The 14150-nt window shown below is 68.9% G+C and carries 11 protein-coding genes; 4 read left to right on the top strand and 7 right to left on the bottom strand.

The genetic code is table 11. From position 1 onward, the window contains the following. Window positions 1–22: 22 nt before the first annotated feature. Together AB4Z48_RS16035 and AB4Z48_RS16030 are read right to left on the bottom strand one after the other, a co-directional pair. Complete coding sequence (locus tag AB4Z48_RS16035; protein WP_441615585.1) at window positions 23–202, bottom strand: hypothetical protein; 180 nt, start codon at window positions 200–202, stop codon at window positions 23–25. A 182-nt stretch (window positions 203–384) separates the two neighbouring features. After that, entirely contained in the window at window positions 385–4110 is a 3726-nt protein-coding gene (locus AB4Z48_RS16030) for a DNA translocase FtsK 4TM domain-containing protein (RefSeq protein WP_441615583.1), read from the bottom strand. Window positions 4111–4382: 272 nt separating this feature from the next. Between AB4Z48_RS16030 and AB4Z48_RS16025 the strand changes: the two genes are divergently transcribed. Then, window positions 4383–5600 (top strand): EAL domain-containing response regulator, encoded by a 1218-nt coding sequence (locus AB4Z48_RS16025; protein WP_441615581.1) that lies wholly within the window; start codon window positions 4383–4385, stop codon window positions 5598–5600. Between the two features lie 29 nt (window positions 5601–5629). On the opposite strand, the gene AB4Z48_RS16020 is transcribed toward AB4Z48_RS16025, so the two are convergent. Together AB4Z48_RS16020 and AB4Z48_RS16015 are read right to left on the bottom strand one after the other, a co-directional pair. After that, complete coding sequence (locus AB4Z48_RS16020) at window positions 5630–6043, bottom strand: DoxX family protein (RefSeq protein ID WP_441615579.1); 414 nt, start codon at window positions 6041–6043, stop codon at window positions 5630–5632. A 210-nt stretch (window positions 6044–6253) separates the two neighbouring features. Further along, window positions 6254–7207 (bottom strand): LysR substrate-binding domain-containing protein, encoded by a 954-nt coding sequence (locus tag AB4Z48_RS16015; protein WP_441615577.1) that lies wholly within the window; start codon window positions 7205–7207, stop codon window positions 6254–6256. Between the two features lie 169 nt (window positions 7208–7376). Between AB4Z48_RS16015 and AB4Z48_RS16010 the strand changes: the two genes are divergently transcribed. Then, on the top strand, window positions 7377–7997 hold the full coding sequence (locus AB4Z48_RS16010; RefSeq protein WP_441615575.1) for an FMN-dependent NADH-azoreductase: 621 nt from the start codon (window positions 7377–7379) through the stop codon (window positions 7995–7997). Window positions 7998–8131: 134 nt separating this feature from the next. Here AB4Z48_RS16010 and AB4Z48_RS16005 read toward each other — a convergent pair whose 3' ends face one another. The 3 genes from AB4Z48_RS16005 to AB4Z48_RS15995 all read right to left on the bottom strand — a co-directional run bounded on the left by AB4Z48_RS16005 (window position 8132) and on the right by AB4Z48_RS15995 (window position 11769). Continuing rightward, a complete protein-coding gene (locus AB4Z48_RS16005) occupies window positions 8132–9670 on the bottom strand; it encodes an acyl-CoA synthetase (protein ID WP_441615573.1) in 1539 nt (512 codons plus the stop codon). Window positions 9671–9724: 54 nt separating this feature from the next. Continuing rightward, on the bottom strand, window positions 9725–10846 hold the full coding sequence (locus tag AB4Z48_RS16000; RefSeq protein WP_441615571.1) for a DUF5938 domain-containing protein: 1122 nt from the start codon (window positions 10844–10846) through the stop codon (window positions 9725–9727). A 95-nt stretch (window positions 10847–10941) separates the two neighbouring features. Then, window positions 10942–11769: an SDR family NAD(P)-dependent oxidoreductase gene (locus tag AB4Z48_RS15995; protein WP_441615570.1), complete on the bottom strand. Its 828-nt coding sequence runs from the start codon at window positions 11767–11769 to the stop codon at window positions 10942–10944. Window positions 11770–11941: 172 nt separating this feature from the next. Here AB4Z48_RS15995 and AB4Z48_RS15990 point away from each other — a divergent pair, with 172 nt between their 5' ends. Both AB4Z48_RS15990 and egtB read left to right on the top strand, forming a co-directional pair. Further along, complete coding sequence (locus AB4Z48_RS15990) at window positions 11942–12634, top strand: TetR/AcrR family transcriptional regulator (protein WP_441615568.1); 693 nt, start codon at window positions 11942–11944, stop codon at window positions 12632–12634. Window positions 12635–12839: 205 nt separating this feature from the next. Continuing rightward, window positions 12840–14129, top strand: a complete 1290-nt coding sequence (egtB, locus tag AB4Z48_RS15985; RefSeq protein WP_441615566.1) for an ergothioneine biosynthesis protein EgtB — start codon at window positions 12840–12842, stop codon at window positions 14127–14129. The last annotated feature ends 21 nt before the right edge of the window (window positions 14130–14150 follow it).

The raw sequence follows: 14150 nt of genomic DNA, 5'->3' as shown, positions 1-14150 counted from the left end.
TCGGGAACCGGTTGCAGAGATGTCAATCCCACTGGCGCTGTCGTGCGCAGCGCATCTGATTGGCCATGATCGCCTTCTGCTCGCACTCGGCGACGACCCGCAGCGTCGCCTCCTGCAGTAGCGAGCCCTGCGTCAGCACGGTGGCGAACGCCTTGAGCTGGTCGAGGGAAAGGGAAACCGGGATTGTCTGTTCTTCGCCCATGCTGGCCTGCCGAAGTTCGATGACCCCAGCATATTGGAGGCGGCGCGACGCGCAGGCGGACATTAGCGAGGAAAAGATGGCGCTATTCGGCCATTGCGCACGGGATGTGCGTCTTCTTGCATGCCGGCAGCCCGGCAAGGCGGGATCGGCGCCGCAAACCCCGGCCCCGACCCCGCCGCGGTCTAGTCGCCGGAGCCTGGCGCGAGCACGTCGCGCGCGCCGTTGCGGCCCATCGGCGAGACCAGGCCCGCCACTTCCATCTGCTCGATCAGGCGCGCCGCGCGGTTGTAGCCGATGCGCAGCTGGCGCTGCACGGCGGAGATCGACGCGCGCCGCGTATTGAGCACGAAGGCCGCGGCTTCGTCGTAGAGCGGATCTGCCTCGATATCGCCACCGCCTTCGCCGAACAGGTCGGCGGCCGCGGCCTCGCCCGGGTCGCCGGCGAGGATCGCTTCGTCGTAGTCAGGCTCGCCGAACTGCTTCCAGTGCTCGACCACGCGGTGCACTTCCTCGTCGGCCACGAAAGCGCCGTGCACGCGCTGCGGGTAGCCGGTGCCGGGCGGCAGGAACAGCATGTCGCCCTGCCCCAGCAGGCTCTCCGCGCCCATCTGGTCGAGGATGGTGCGCGAGTCGATCTTGGACGAGACCTGGAAGGCCACGCGGGTCGGGATATTAGCCTTGATCAGGCCGGTGATGACGTCCACCGAAGGCCGCTGCGTGGCGAGGATCAGGTGGATGCCGGCCGCGCGCGCCTTCTGCGCCAGGCGGGCGATCAGTTCCTCGATCTTCTTGCCGGCCACCATCATCAGGTCGGCCAGTTCGTCGATCACCACCACGATCAGCGGCAGCTTGCGCAGCGGCTCGGGCGCGTCCGGCGTGAGCGAGAACGGGTTGGGCACGTGCTCGCCCGCGGCCTCGGCGGTGCGGATCTTCTGGTTGAAGCCGGCCAGGTTGCGCACGCCCAGCGCGGACATCAGGCGGTAGCGTTTTTCCATCTCGCCCACGCACCAGTTGAGCGCGTGCGCGGCCTGCTTCATGTCGGTGACCACCGGCGCGAGCAAGTGCGGGATGCCTTCGTAGACCGACAGCTCCAGCATCTTGGGGTCGATCATGATCAGGCGCACATCGTCCGGCGTGGCCTTGTAGAGCAGCGACAGGATCATGGCATTGACCGCCACCGACTTGCCCGAGCCGGTGGTGCCGGCCACCAGCAGGTGCGGCGCGCGCGCCAGGTCCGTCAGCACGGGATTGCCCGTGATGTCCTTGCCCATCGCCAGCACCAGGTGCGAATTGTGCGCGAGGAAGGACGAAGCCGCCACGATCTCGGACAGGCGGATCATCTGGCGCCGCGCATTGGGCAGTTCCAGGCCCATGCAGGTCTTGCCGGGAATGGTTTCCACCACGCGGATGGAGGTCACCCCCAGCGCGCGCGCGAGGTCCTTCATCAGGCCGACCACCTGCGCGCCGCGCACACCCATCGCGGGGTCCACCTCGAAGCGCGTGATCACCGGGCCGGCCGAGGCGCCGACCACCGACACCGGCACCTTGAACTCGGCCAGGCGCTGCGCGATCAGGTTGCCGGTTTCCTGCAGGCGTTCTTCGCTGACCTGCTCGACATCGGACGAGGCGGCCTCCAGCAGCGCCAGCGGCGGCAGGCGGTAGTCGGCGATGCGGGCGGGCGCAGGCGTGACGGCGATGGCCTGCGCGGGCGGCAGCGCCGGTGCAGCGGGGGCCAGCGGCACGGTCTTGCCGACCACGGCGGGCAGTACGATACGGGGCTTCGGCGTGGGGGCGGCGGGAGCCGTCCCGGGCTGTGGAGCGGGCGCGGGCGCGGCCGCGGCCGTTTCCATTTCCGGCGCCGGCTCGGGCTGCGCTACGGCTTCGGCTTCGGCTTCGGCTTCGGCTTCGGCTTCGGCTTCGGCTTCGGCTACGGCTACGGCTTCGGCTACGACTTCTTGTTCGGATTCGGTGATTTCGGGTGCGTGGACAACATGACCCTCCGGCCCGGCGCCGGCACCTGCATCCGTAGCGGCATCGGCATCGATATCCGTCCCCGCTCCAGACTCGGCCCCTGCCCGGGCTCCCGCATCGTCGGCAACATGCAGCCCTGCTTCTGGCTCTACTTCCGGCTCCACCTCCGGCTCCACTTCCGGCTGCGCTTGCGGACCGGCCCGGTCTGCCTCGGACGCCATCTGGCCGGCGGCCACGGCAACGCTTTGCGCGATGGCGGCAGTTGCAGCCGCCGCGATGCTCTCGCCGCGATGCTCGACCAGCAGGTTGGCATCGAGCACGCTGTCGGCGCCCTCTTCCGTGCCAGTCTCCGTGCCGGTCTCCGTCCCGGCTATCGCCTCCGGCTCGTCCGCGGCGGGCGCCTCCAATGCGTCAGCGAGCAGGATGGGCTCGCGCAACGCAGCCGGAGCCGCTTCGGCGATCGCCGGCTGCGCGGCCTGAATACCGGCGGTATCCGGTGCGGCGTCGCTATCGGTGGCGCCAGGCGTTCGGGCCTCGACCTGTTCGGCCAGGTCGGCTTGCTCAACTATCCCGGCTTGCCCGACCGTCCCGGCCACCGGCGCATCCGCCCCTGCGTCCGCCTGCGGCGCCGCTTGCCGGCCGGCAGCCAGCGCCTTCAGTTCGGCCAGCAGCGTCTCCGCCTCCTGGCGGATCTGTTCCAGCGTCACATCATGCGTCTCGACGCCGATGCCGGCGCCGGCGGCGGCAGCAGCGGGTGGAATGGCCACATCCTCCGCGGACAGCACAGCCACCGGCTGCAGCGTTTCGGGGGCCGTGGCCGGGGCATCGGCCACCAGGACATCGGCCTCGGGCGTCTCGGTGGCGGCTTCCGCGGCCGACTGCGCTTGCGGCTGGGCGATGACGTCAGACCTGGCGGCCAACGGTTCGTGTTCGGGGGCCGCCGCGGACTGCGCGGTTGTTTGCGCGATGCCGGCCGCGGCGGGCTCGGCCGCGGGCGGGGACGCCGCAGCCGCTGCTGCGCCGGCCGGCTCCGGGCGGCGCGCCTGCGCGGCTTCGGGCAGGGTCGTGATGGCCGCGCGCTGCGCGGCGTTCGGCTGGCGGAACGGGCTGCTGACCACGGTCGCGCGGGGTGCCGCGGCAACGGGCAAGCCGACGGCGGCGCGCGCCTGCGCTACCGCGGCCGCGCGCCCGGCAGCCCGCGTGGCATCCTGCGGCTGGCTGGCCGGGCGTTCCTGGGCTGGCCGGGAGGGTGCCCGCGCGGCCACCGGCGGCGGCACCGGCGCCACCGGTTCGGGCGTGACCGGGCCCGGCGGTGCGGCCTGCTGCAGCCAGATCTCGCCCGGTTGCGGCGGGGAATTGCGGGTACGCGTGGGCGGTTGCCAGACCGGCTGGCGCCGTGCCGAAACCGCCTCGATGCCCTTGTGGCGCGGCACGTAGTCGACCGCGCCCGGGATGGCGGAATGGGTGGCGCCCAGATGCGTCGTCTCCCAGCTGTCAGGCTCGCGCGCGCCCCGGGCCGGCGCGCGTGCCGGGGTACGGACCGGTGCGAAATCTTCCTCTTCCGGTTCGGCCACCTGCGGCTTGCGCGAGAACAGGCTTCGCCAGGTCTCGCCGAAGACCATGGGAGCGGCCAGTGCCAACACCCCCAGCATGATCAGCAAGCTGACGCTCCAGCCGAGCATGCCGCTCAGCAGCCCGCCGAGCGCGCGCCCGGCGCCGCCTCCCGACGTGCTTGCCGCCATGCCGCCCTCGCCCGCGGCGCCCGTGAGCGCCTCCAGCGACGCGCTCGCGCACAGCACGATCACCGTGCCCACCCAGACGCGCAGCGTTCCGCGTCCACTGAAGAAGCGGCGCTCGCCGGCGAGCAGGCGCGTCACCATGCGCCACAGCAGCGGCAGCAGCCACAAGGTCGAAAATCCGAACCAGCCAAAACCCATTATGGAAACGCCATCATCAAATACCTCGGGCAGCGATTGTAGCGGGTCTGGACGCCGTGGCACCGCGCAACTTGGCTACCGTGGCGGAATACCCGCATTTCTGTGGCGGCGCGCACTGGCTTGTTCGCCGGGCGCGGCGGTAACGGCGCGCACGACGGCATGCCCGCCGCGCGGCATGTGAGCTACTATGGCGCGACGCCCGCCCCGATTGCCGGAGGCGCGGCCTGACCCAATCGAAGCCGAACCCTGGCGCTCCCGCCGCCGAGCCAATCATGCAGACACGCTATGCCGGACTGTCGGCCCTGGTGGTCGATGACCACCCATTCCAGCTGCTGGCGGCAGAGCAGTTGCTGACGCAGCTGGGTGTCACCGACGTCCATGGCGCAGCCGACGGCCGCGTCGCGCTGGACCTGCTGGCTGCGCGCAAGTTCGACCTGGTGCTGTGCGATATCGAAATGCCGGGCCTCAACGGGCCGGCCATGATGGACGAGCTGACCCGGCGTGCGGACCACGCCTTCGTGGGGGCGCAGCCGCTGTGGGTATGGGTGTCGGCGCTGGAAGACGACATCATCGATTCCCACGTGAGCCTGGCGGATTCGGTCGGGCTTGCCCATGTGCGGGCCGTGCGCAAGCCGATCTCCGCCGTGGTGCTGGAAGAGATCCTGCAGGACGTGCTGGCGCGCGACCTGACCGCCGCGGCGCCGGTGGCCGCGCAGAACCAGCCAGACGATGCCGAGCTGCTGGCCGCGCTGCGCACGTCCGGCGCCATCTTCATCATGCTGCAGCCGCAGTTCCATATCGTCAGCGGCAAGCTGGCGGGAGCCGAGGCGCTCTGCCGCTGGCGCCATCCCTCGCTGGGCCTGATCCGGCCCGACCTGTTTATCCCGCGGCTGGAAACGCTGGGCGAGGCGGATGCGATTTTCCAGCTGGCGGGCCAGCAGTGCCTGGCGGTGCAACGGCAATTGCTCGCGCGCGGCGTACGCATCGCGCTGAGCATCAATGCATCGGCGCAGACGCTGTGCCGGCCTGGCGTGCTGGATGCCTTCGATGCCATGGTGGAAGCGAGCGGCATGCCGCGCCAGTTGCTGATCATCGAGCTGACCGAAGGCTATCCGGTACACGACACGCGCGCCTTGTCGATCGCGCTGAACCGCCTGCGGCTGCTCGGCTACGGCGTGGCGATCGACGATTTCGGCGTGGGCATCGCCACCCTGAAGCTGCTGGCCGACCTGCCCTTCACGCAGGTCAAGCTGGACCGCTCCTTCGTGGTAGCGGTGCCGGGCAACAGCCAGCGCGCGGCGATCTGCCGCAATATCATCAACCTGGCGCGCGATCTCAAGCTGGAGTGCGTGGCCGAAGGCATCGAGACGCCCGCGCAGCGCGATGCGCTGCAGGCGCTGGGCTGCGACCTCGGCCAGGGCTATCTGTGGTCGCCGGCGCTGCCGCCCGATATGTTCGTGGCCGAGGCCCTGGGCCGCTGGGCCACCTGAGGAGGCGCGCCGGCGGGCCCGGGCGGGCGCTAGTTCCAGCGCCCGGCGATACCGCCCACGCTCATGCGCCCGGCGCCCAGCAGCAGCACCGCAAGTGCGCTGGCCAGGTACAGTGCCTGCAGCTCCACCGCCCAGCCGCCGGTGTCGTTGATCAGGCCGAGCTGCTTGGTATGCACCAGCGCCACCGCCACCAGCATGTTGACGGCCACGATCAGCGCCGCGATGCGCGTCCACAGGCCAATGATCAGGAGGATCGGCGCCACCACTTCGCCGATATAGACCAGGTATGCGACGGCCGGCGGCAGGCCCGCCTGCGCCACCATCTGCGTGACGAAACCGGGGCCGTTGATCAGCTTGGCGACGCCGTGGAAGAGAATCAGCGCGCCGAGCACGATGCGCAGTATCGCCTTGCCGAGGTCCTGGGTTGCCTGAGTACCGCTCATGGTCGTCACTCCTTGTCCGGTCTTGTCCGGTCTTGTCCGGTCGAAACGCCCGGAAAGCGCCCGGAGAACCGGGACGCCGGCCGGTGGCCGATGCGCCTTTCGCTCCACGCGGGGCGCGCATCTGTACCTTAGTGCGCGCCGCCGTGAAGGTAAAGCCACAAGTTGCGCGCACGCGTCACGGCACGGTGGCCGCGCGCCGGGCAGGCGCTGTCAGGCCTGGCCAATCGGCCGGTGCATGCCCGGCTGGCGCAACTGCATGCCGGCCTTGCGCGCGGTCTCCGGCAGGATCTCGGAGAGAAAATCGAGGAAGCGCCGCAGCGCCGGTGGCATGCCTTTGCGCGAGGGGAATACCGCGTGCAAGGTGCCGACCGGCATGATCCATTGCGGCAGCAGCACCTCCAGCTCGCCGCTCTCGATGGCTTCGCGGCAGAACATGCGGGGCAGCATGGCCACCCCGACGCCGGCGATGGCGGCCTCGCGCAGCAGTGCGAATTCATCGGTGATCAGGCGCGGATCGTAGGCGATGTGCAAGGCCTGGCCGCTGTCGCAGCTCAGCGTCCATACGTGTTTGCCGTCGTGCGGCTTCTGGTTCACGCCGGGCATGCCGTCGAGCGCCTGGGGGGTGCGGGGCCGGCCGATGCTGTCCAGCAGCGTGGGGCTGGCCACCAGCATCAGCGGGCTCTCGCCATAGGTGCGCACCACCAGCGAGGAATCGTCCATGACATCGCGCACGCGCAGCGCCAGGTCGAAGCCTTCGCCGATCACGTCCACGCGCCGGTTGGTGGCTTCGATCTCCACCCGCACGCCGGGATTGGCCTGCATGAAGCGGCCGATCTCCGGCGCCAGCAAGCTTTGCGCGATGGCCACCGGGCAGCTCACGCGCAAGGTGCCGCCAGGTTGTTCGCGCGCTTGCTCGATCACCTCGTGTGCCGCTTCCGCCTCAGCCAGCATGGCCCGGCAGCGCTCGTAATAGGCCTCGCCGATGGGCGTCACGCGCACCTGGCGGGTGGTCCGCCGCAGCAATTGCACGCCCAGCTCGCGCTCGAGCTGCGCAATGCGCCGGCTCAGGCGCGATTTCGGCACGCCGCTGGCACGGCTGGCAGCGGAAAAACTGCCGTGCTGGACTACCTGGGCAAACAGCGAAAGATCGTTCAGGTCTTGCATCGGACTGCCTTTCGGGTAACGGGCCGGGGCCACCGGCTGGAGTTGCTTAGCCAGGTGTTCTGCCCTTGGAACAATAAGTTCTATTTTGCACCACTACCGGCATCAATGGCAGACCGCTATCTTTTGCTTCACCTAACCCCGAAACACAAATTCCCCAGTGGAGCTGAACATGAACATCCTGCAAATCGACTCGAGCGTACTTGGCGGCCATTCCGCTTCCCGTAGCCTGACCGCACAGGTCGTGGCCGATCTGCGCGCCAAGAACCCCGCCGCCAGCCTGACCGTGCGCGACCTGGACCAAGACGCCCCCGCCCACCTGTCCGGCGCGCTGCTGCCGGTGCTGGGCGGCCCGAAGGACGGCCTGAACGCCGTGCAGGAAGCCGAACTGCAACGCACCGAAGCCTTCCTGAAGGAATTCCTGGAAGCCGACGTGCTGGTGGTAGGCGTGCCGCAGTACAACTTCGGCATTCCCAGCCAGCTCAAGTCGTGGATCGACCGCATCGCCCAGGCCGGCCGCACCTTCCGCTACACCGAGAAGGGCCCGGAAGGCCTGGCCGGCGGCAAGCGCGTGATCGTGGTCTCGTCGCGCGGCGGCGTGCGCGCGGATGCATCCGCCCTGGACCTGCATGAGCAGACCGTGGACGTCGTGTTCCGCTTCCTCGGCATCACCGACATCACCTACGTGCGCGCCCACGGCCTGGCCTTCGGCCCCGACGCCCGCGAAGCCGCCCTGGTGTCGGCCCGCACCGAAGTGGCAGCACTGAACGACGCCGCCGCCCTGGCAGCCTGATCGCCCTCCAGGCGGCATTGCGCCGCCCGGCACAGGCGCACGGCCAGACTCCCGCCCGCGATTGCCGCCGGCGGGAGTTTTTCATTGCGGGCATCGGCATGGCGCTAGTGCTAGTGCCAGTGGTAGTGCCAGTGCTAGTGCGGATCCTCCAGCAGCCTGGCCCGGATGTCCTTTTTCAGCACCTTGCCAACCTTGGAGCGCGGCAGGTCAGGCCAGATTTCGATCTGCTTGGGCGCCTTCACGCTGCCGATGCGCGCCTTGGCAAAGGCCTTGATCTCGTCGCCGTCCACCTGCCGGCCGGGATGGAGCTGCAACACGGCCACCACGCGCTCGCCCCATTTCTCGTCGGGCAGGCCTACCACCGCGCTGTCCTGCACGTCGGGATGCTGCATCAGGACCTGTTCCACCTCGGTGGAGTAGACGTTGAAGCCACCCGATATGATCATGTCCTTGGCGCGGTCGACGATATAGAGGAAGCCGTCCGCGTCCAGGTAGCCGATATCGCCGGTGTGGTGCCAGCCATGGCGCGACGCTTCCTGCGTGGCTGCCGGATCCTTGTAGTAGCCCATCATCACCAGYGACCCGCGCACCACGATCTCGCCGCCCTGGCCGGCGGGCAGCAGCCGCCCGTCCGGGTCCATGATGCCCACCTGCACCAGCGGGCCCGGCCTCCCGGCGCAAGCCAGGCGGTGGCGGGCCACCGAGCCGTCGGCATTGAAATGCTCGGCCGGCGACATCATCGAGACCATCATCGGCGCCTCGGTCTGGCCGAACAGCTGGGCCATGACCGGGCCAAGGCGCTGCAGCGCCTCTTCCAGACGCGCGGCCGACATCGGCGCCGCGCCGTACCAGAAGCACTGCAGCGAATCGAGCGTGGCCGCAGGCAAGTCCGGATGCTGCAGCAGCATGTAGATCAGCGTGGGCGGCAGGAAGGTATGGGTCACGCGGCGCAGCGCGACCAGGCGGAGGAATTCGCCGAGGTCCGGCTTCGGCATGATCACGACCTCTCCGCCTAGCGCCATGACCGGCAGGCACAGCACGCCGGCCGCATGGGTCAGCGGCGCCAGCGCCAGGTAGACGGGCCGCCCGCGGAACGGATAGCCCATCAGGGTCAGCGCGGACATGGCCTCGAGGTTGCGGCCGGACAGCATCACGCCCTTGGGCTTGCCGGTGGTGCCACCGGTGCCGGCGATCATGACGAGGTCATCCGCCGCGGGCTGCTCCAGCGGCTCGCCGGAGCAGCCCGCCAGCCATTGTTCCAGTGAGGGCGCGAATGGCTGGGCGCGGTCCAGGCACACCACTTCGCGCAGCTTGGGCAGGTCGGCGCGCAGTTGCGCCACCAGTGGCGCGTAGTCGCTATGGAAGATCAGGCAGGCGCAATCGAAGGCGTCGAGCACGTAGCGGTTTTCGGTCGCTTCGTTGCGCGGGTTGACCGGGCACCAGACCGCCGCGGCGCGCGACAGGCCGAATACGCAGGCAAAGGCGCTGGCGTCGTTCGACGACAGCACCGCCACCTTCTCGCCCGGCCGGATACCGTTGCGCTGCAAGGCGCGCGCAACACGGTTGCTGAATTGCTGCACGTCGGCGTAGGACAGCCGTGCCTCGCCCATGGTCAGGCAGGGCGCGGCGGGATCCAGCGACGCGCCCTTGTCCAGGTAGTCGATCAAACGCATGCGGTTCTCCGCGAGAGGGAATGCCGGGGCCCGCCGGCCCCGGCGCAGGCCGTGCTAGCGATGAACCGTCAGCACCGGTTCCATCACCAGCCCGAAGCTCTTGAGCACGCCCAGCAATTCGCGGTGCCCGAAGGCCTGGCAGCCGGAGGCCAGCCCCGCCCGCCGTGGCGCCTGTTGCAGCAGCGAGTACGCGGCATAGGCCTGCAGCAGGCCGGTCTGCTTGTAATTGCAGTTGCCGTGGATCACGCAGTGCGCGCGCCCGAGCGGCCCGGATGCATAGACCGAATCGAGCGAGTTGTTCAGTCGCGGGTTCTCGCGCGGCGGCATGCCGGCCTGCACCGACGCCGCGATGTCCGCCAGCGCGGCTTCCTGCTGGTCCAGCGGCAGCACCTTGATCTTCTCTTCCACCATCTGCGCGGTCGCGATCACGCCCTTCATGACTTCGCGCGAGAACACGCCGCCGGCCACCTTGCAGTTGGCCACGCGCGGATCGTCCTTGAACCAGACCGGATGGGAGGTGCCGCCCCATGGCAGCGCCAGCGCGCTTTCGTGCTGGCCGGGGACGTTCACCTCGAAGCTGGTGCCGGGCGCCCATTCGACATACTGGTTGTTGACCAGGTGGTACCACTTGGCCTTGAGGATGGTGAAGATGGTCTGGGTGGACGCATAGGTGGGGAAGCCCTTCCACAGCACCAGGATGTCGAGCGTGTCGAGCCCCGGCATTTCCAGGCAGATATTGGCGGCGATCTCGCCGGTGGTGTACATCTGCGCCAGGCCCGGCGACAGCAGCAGGCCCTTTTCCTGGAAGGCGGCGCCGAAGCGCGCCTGCGCATCCAGCAGCCAGTCCTGCTCGCCGGTGGTGTCCATGTAGTGGCAACCGGCCGACAGGCAGGCCTGCGCCACCTCGCCGCCGAACTTGATGAACGGCCCGACCATATTGCAGACCACCCTGGCGCCGTGGAACAACTCGGCCAGCGCGGCCGCGTCGTGATCCACCTCGGCCACTTCGTAGTCTGCGGTCTCGATGCCCGGGATCCGGTCCATCACCGCCTGCACGCGCGCCGCGTCGCGCCCCGCGGCGATGAAAGGCACGTTGAATTCGCGCAGGTATTCGCATACCAGCCGTCCGGTGTAGCCCGAAGCGCCGTAGACCACGACGGGTTTCTTCTTGCTCATGATGTGTCTCCTGTTTTCTTGCCTGGTTCTCGCTTGCCTGGTTATCGCTTGTCCTGCCCTCCTGCCCTCCTGCCCTCCTGCCCCGGCCCCGCGCGCTACATGCCCATGCCGCCATCGACCGGCAGGCCCGCGCCAGTGATAAAGCGCGCGGCATCGGAGCACAGGAAGACCACGGCGTCGGCCATGTCGGTGACCTCGCCCAGGCGCGCCAGCGGGGTCTGGCCGATCACCTCGGTCACGGCCGCCTCGGCCGTCGGCCAGAAGCCCGCGGCGACGAGGTCGTCGGCGAGTTGCATGCCCATCTGGGTCGGCACCAGGCCGGGGTAGACGCAGTTGACCCGCACGCCGTAGCCGAGCTTGCCGGACTCCAGCGCGGCCACGCGCGTGAGGCGGTCCACCGCTGACTTGCTGGCCGAGTAACCGGCGATGGCCGGGAACGCGATGGTGGCGGCGACCGAAGAAATATTGACGATGGCCCCGCCCTTGCCTGCCTGCGCGCCTGGACCCGACTGGCCGGCGCCCTGCGGGCGCATGGCGCGAAAAGCGTGCTTGATGCCCAGCGCGGTGCCGATCACGTTGACGTCGAACATGCGGCGCAGGCTGGCAGCGTCGATATCCGCCACCAGCGAGGTAATCTCGATGCCCGCGTTGTTGACCAGGATGTCGAAGCCGCCGAGCGCGTGGCCGGTGGCGGCGACCGCCTCGATCCAGCTCTCCTCCCTGGTCACGTCCAGCGGCACGAAGCTGGCCTTGGCGCCCGACGCGGCAATCCGGGCCGCGGTCTCGCGCCCCAGGTCGGCGAGCAGGTCGCCGATCATCACGGCCGCGCCGGCGCCGGCCAGCGCTTCTGCAATACCTGCGCCAATACCGCGCGCGCCCCCGGTCACCAGGGCCTTGCGCCTCGTGAGGTCGAATCTAGCCATCGCTGTCTCCTGTCTGGTTTTTTGATTGCGGATGGAGACTTCATGCTAGAAATCGTCTTGACACTCGTCAAGTTTTTATTGGTCAAGTGTCAAGTTTTTTGCTGTGCAGTACGTAATGCCGAAAAGCGCCGTGCTATGCTTCGTGAACACTTTGCCGGGCAAGCATCAGACCATGCCGTCCACACAGGAAAAAAGCGCGCAGCGCGTGCCGCGCAAGCGCATCGACAAGTTCGCCGAACGCCGTGCCGAACTGGGTGAAGCCGCCCTGGCAACCCTGGCCACGCTGGGCTACGCACGCACGAGCCTGCGCGAGATCGCGCAGAACTCGGAGTTCTCGCATGGCGTGCTGCATTACTACTTCAACGACAAGACCGACCTGATCGTCTGCAGCGTGCGCCAGTACAAGGCCCGCTGCGTCACGCGCTATGATCGCGTGCTGGCCGAAGCAAGCAGCTACGGCGGCCTCATGGCAGGCTTCCTGGAGATCCTCGGCAGCACCTTGCGCGACGAAGCCCATATGCACCGGCTCTGGTACGACCTGCGCGCCCAGTCACTGTTCGAGCAAGCGTTCAGGGCGGACGTGGCGGAGATCGACAAGAGCCTGCAGGACATGACCTGGCGCATCGTCAGCCGCTTTTCGGCGCTCTCCGGCACGCCGGCCAGCCTGTCGCCGGCGGCGGCCTATGCCGTGCTCGACGGCCTGTTCCAGCAATGCCTGCTGGCCCATCTGTCCGGCAGCGCCGGCGCCGTCGCGGCGATGCAGGCCGAGGTGGGGCAAGTGATCACCGGCCTGTTCGGCCAGCCCTGTCCCGCCGATCGCGCCGATCCCGCCGCCGTGTCAGCTGCTGCGCTTCCCCCTCTTTAGTAGGCACGCGCCGGCTATGCCCGCTGCGCGATCGGGTCTATCATGGTTCCGGACGCACGCCGTTCGCGTGCGGATCCTTCCAGGGACACGCTCGCAGCGCCACGCAGCTCGGCCCGGGCATTGACCTGCCTCACCCACACGCCACGGCCGACCGCTTGCGCGAGCGGCACCCGCGGCAGATGCCAAGTCCGATCCGGGAGCCCGCATGTCTTCTGCCCTGCTGCCTGCCAGCGCCCTGCATCCTCCGCACGAACCCGCCCTGCTCGGACGGTATCGCCATGTGCGCGAAGCGACAGAGGCGATGGTGGCCGACCTGACCGACGCCGACGCCACCGTGCAGTCGATGGACGACGCCAGCCCGGCCAAATGGCATCTGGCGCATACCACCTGGTTCTTCGAGGAATTCGTGCTGGCGGCCCGCATCCCCGACTATGAGCCCGTCGACGAACGCTACCGGTATCTCTTCAACTCCTACTACGAAGCGGTCGGCGCGCGCCATCCCCGGCCGCGCCGCGGCCTGCTGACGCGGCCCTCGCTGGACGAGGTGCTGGCCTATCGCGAGGCGGTCGACGAGGCCATGCTCGGCCTGCTGATGCATGCGCAGACCGATGCCGAGGCGGCCCTGATCGAGCTTGGCCTGAACCACGAACAACAGCACCAGGAACTGCTGTTGACGGACATCCTGCACCTGTTCGCGCAGAACCCGCTCAAGCCGGCCTTTGCCCCCGAACTGCTGGCGCCGGTGATCGCCGATCCGCGGCCGGCGGCGGAGTGGATCCGCTTTGCCGGCGGCGTGGTCGCCATCGGCCATGACGCAGACGGCTTCGCCTTCGATTGCGAGGGACCGCGCCACAACGTGCTGCTGCAGCCCTACCAGCTGTGCTCACATCCGGTCTGCAACCGGCAATGGTTCGAGTTCATCGAAGACGGCGCCTACCGCACCGCCGGGCTGTGGCTGTCCGACGGCTGGCGCTGGGTGACCGAACAGGGGATCGAAGCGCCCCTGTACTGGGAAGAACGGGAAGGCACATGGTGGCAGATGAGCCTGCGCGGCATGCAGCCGGTGGACCCGGACAGCCCCGTCACGCATATCAGCTTCTACGAGGCCGACGCCTTCGCGCGCTGGGCCGAGCGGCGCCTGCCGACCGAAGCCGAATGGGAGCACGCCGCGCGCAACCTGCCGGCCACCGGCAACTTTGTCGAAGGCCGCGTGCTGCGCCCGCTGCCTGACCGCCAGAACACGGCCGGGGCATTGCGCCAGATGTTCGGCGACGTGTGGGAATGGACCGCCAGCGGCTTCCAGCCCTATCCGGGCTTCCGGCCGAGCGCCGGCGCGGTCGGGGAGTACAACGGCAAGTTCATGTGCAGCCAGATGGTGCTGCGCGGCGGCTCATGCGTGACGCCGGAATCGCATATCCGCGCGAGCTACCGCAATTTCTTCTACCCGCACCAGCGCTGGCAATTCACCGGCGTCCGGCTGGCCGACGACGCATAGGCCGGGCAACCGGAGGCCGGC

It is taken from the genome of Cupriavidus sp. 2TAF22, assembly GCF_052115045.1.
Taxonomy (GTDB): domain Bacteria; phylum Pseudomonadota; class Gammaproteobacteria; order Burkholderiales; family Burkholderiaceae; genus Cupriavidus.
This window is presented reverse-complemented; position numbering and strand designations above follow the sequence as displayed.

Coding starts and splice junctions, on each gene's coding strand:
- AB4Z48_RS16035 (WP_441615585.1), bottom strand. CDS start 202: ATGGGCGAAGAACAGACAATCCCGGTTTCCCTTTCCCTCGACCAGCTC.
- AB4Z48_RS16030 (WP_441615583.1), bottom strand. CDS start 4,110: ATGGGTTTTGGCTGGTTCGGATTTTCGACCTTGTGGCTGCTGCCGCTG.
- AB4Z48_RS16025 (WP_441615581.1), top strand. CDS start 4,383: ATGCAGACACGCTATGCCGGACTGTCGGCCCTGGTGGTCGATGACCAC.
- AB4Z48_RS16020 (WP_441615579.1), bottom strand. CDS start 6,043: ATGAGCGGTACTCAGGCAACCCAGGACCTCGGCAAGGCGATACTGCGC.
- AB4Z48_RS16015 (WP_441615577.1), bottom strand. CDS start 7,207: ATGCAAGACCTGAACGATCTTTCGCTGTTTGCCCAGGTAGTCCAGCAC.
- AB4Z48_RS16010 (WP_441615575.1), top strand. CDS start 7,377: ATGAACATCCTGCAAATCGACTCGAGCGTACTTGGCGGCCATTCCGCT.
- AB4Z48_RS16000 (WP_441615571.1), bottom strand. CDS start 10,846: ATGAGCAAGAAGAAACCCGTCGTGGTCTACGGCGCTTCGGGCTACACC.
- AB4Z48_RS15995 (WP_441615570.1), bottom strand. CDS start 11,769: ATGGCTAGATTCGACCTCACGAGGCGCAAGGCCCTGGTGACCGGGGGC.
- AB4Z48_RS15990 (WP_441615568.1), top strand. CDS start 11,942: ATGCCGTCCACACAGGAAAAAAGCGCGCAGCGCGTGCCGCGCAAGCGC.
- egtB (WP_441615566.1), top strand. CDS start 12,840: ATGTCTTCTGCCCTGCTGCCTGCCAGCGCCCTGCATCCTCCGCACGAA.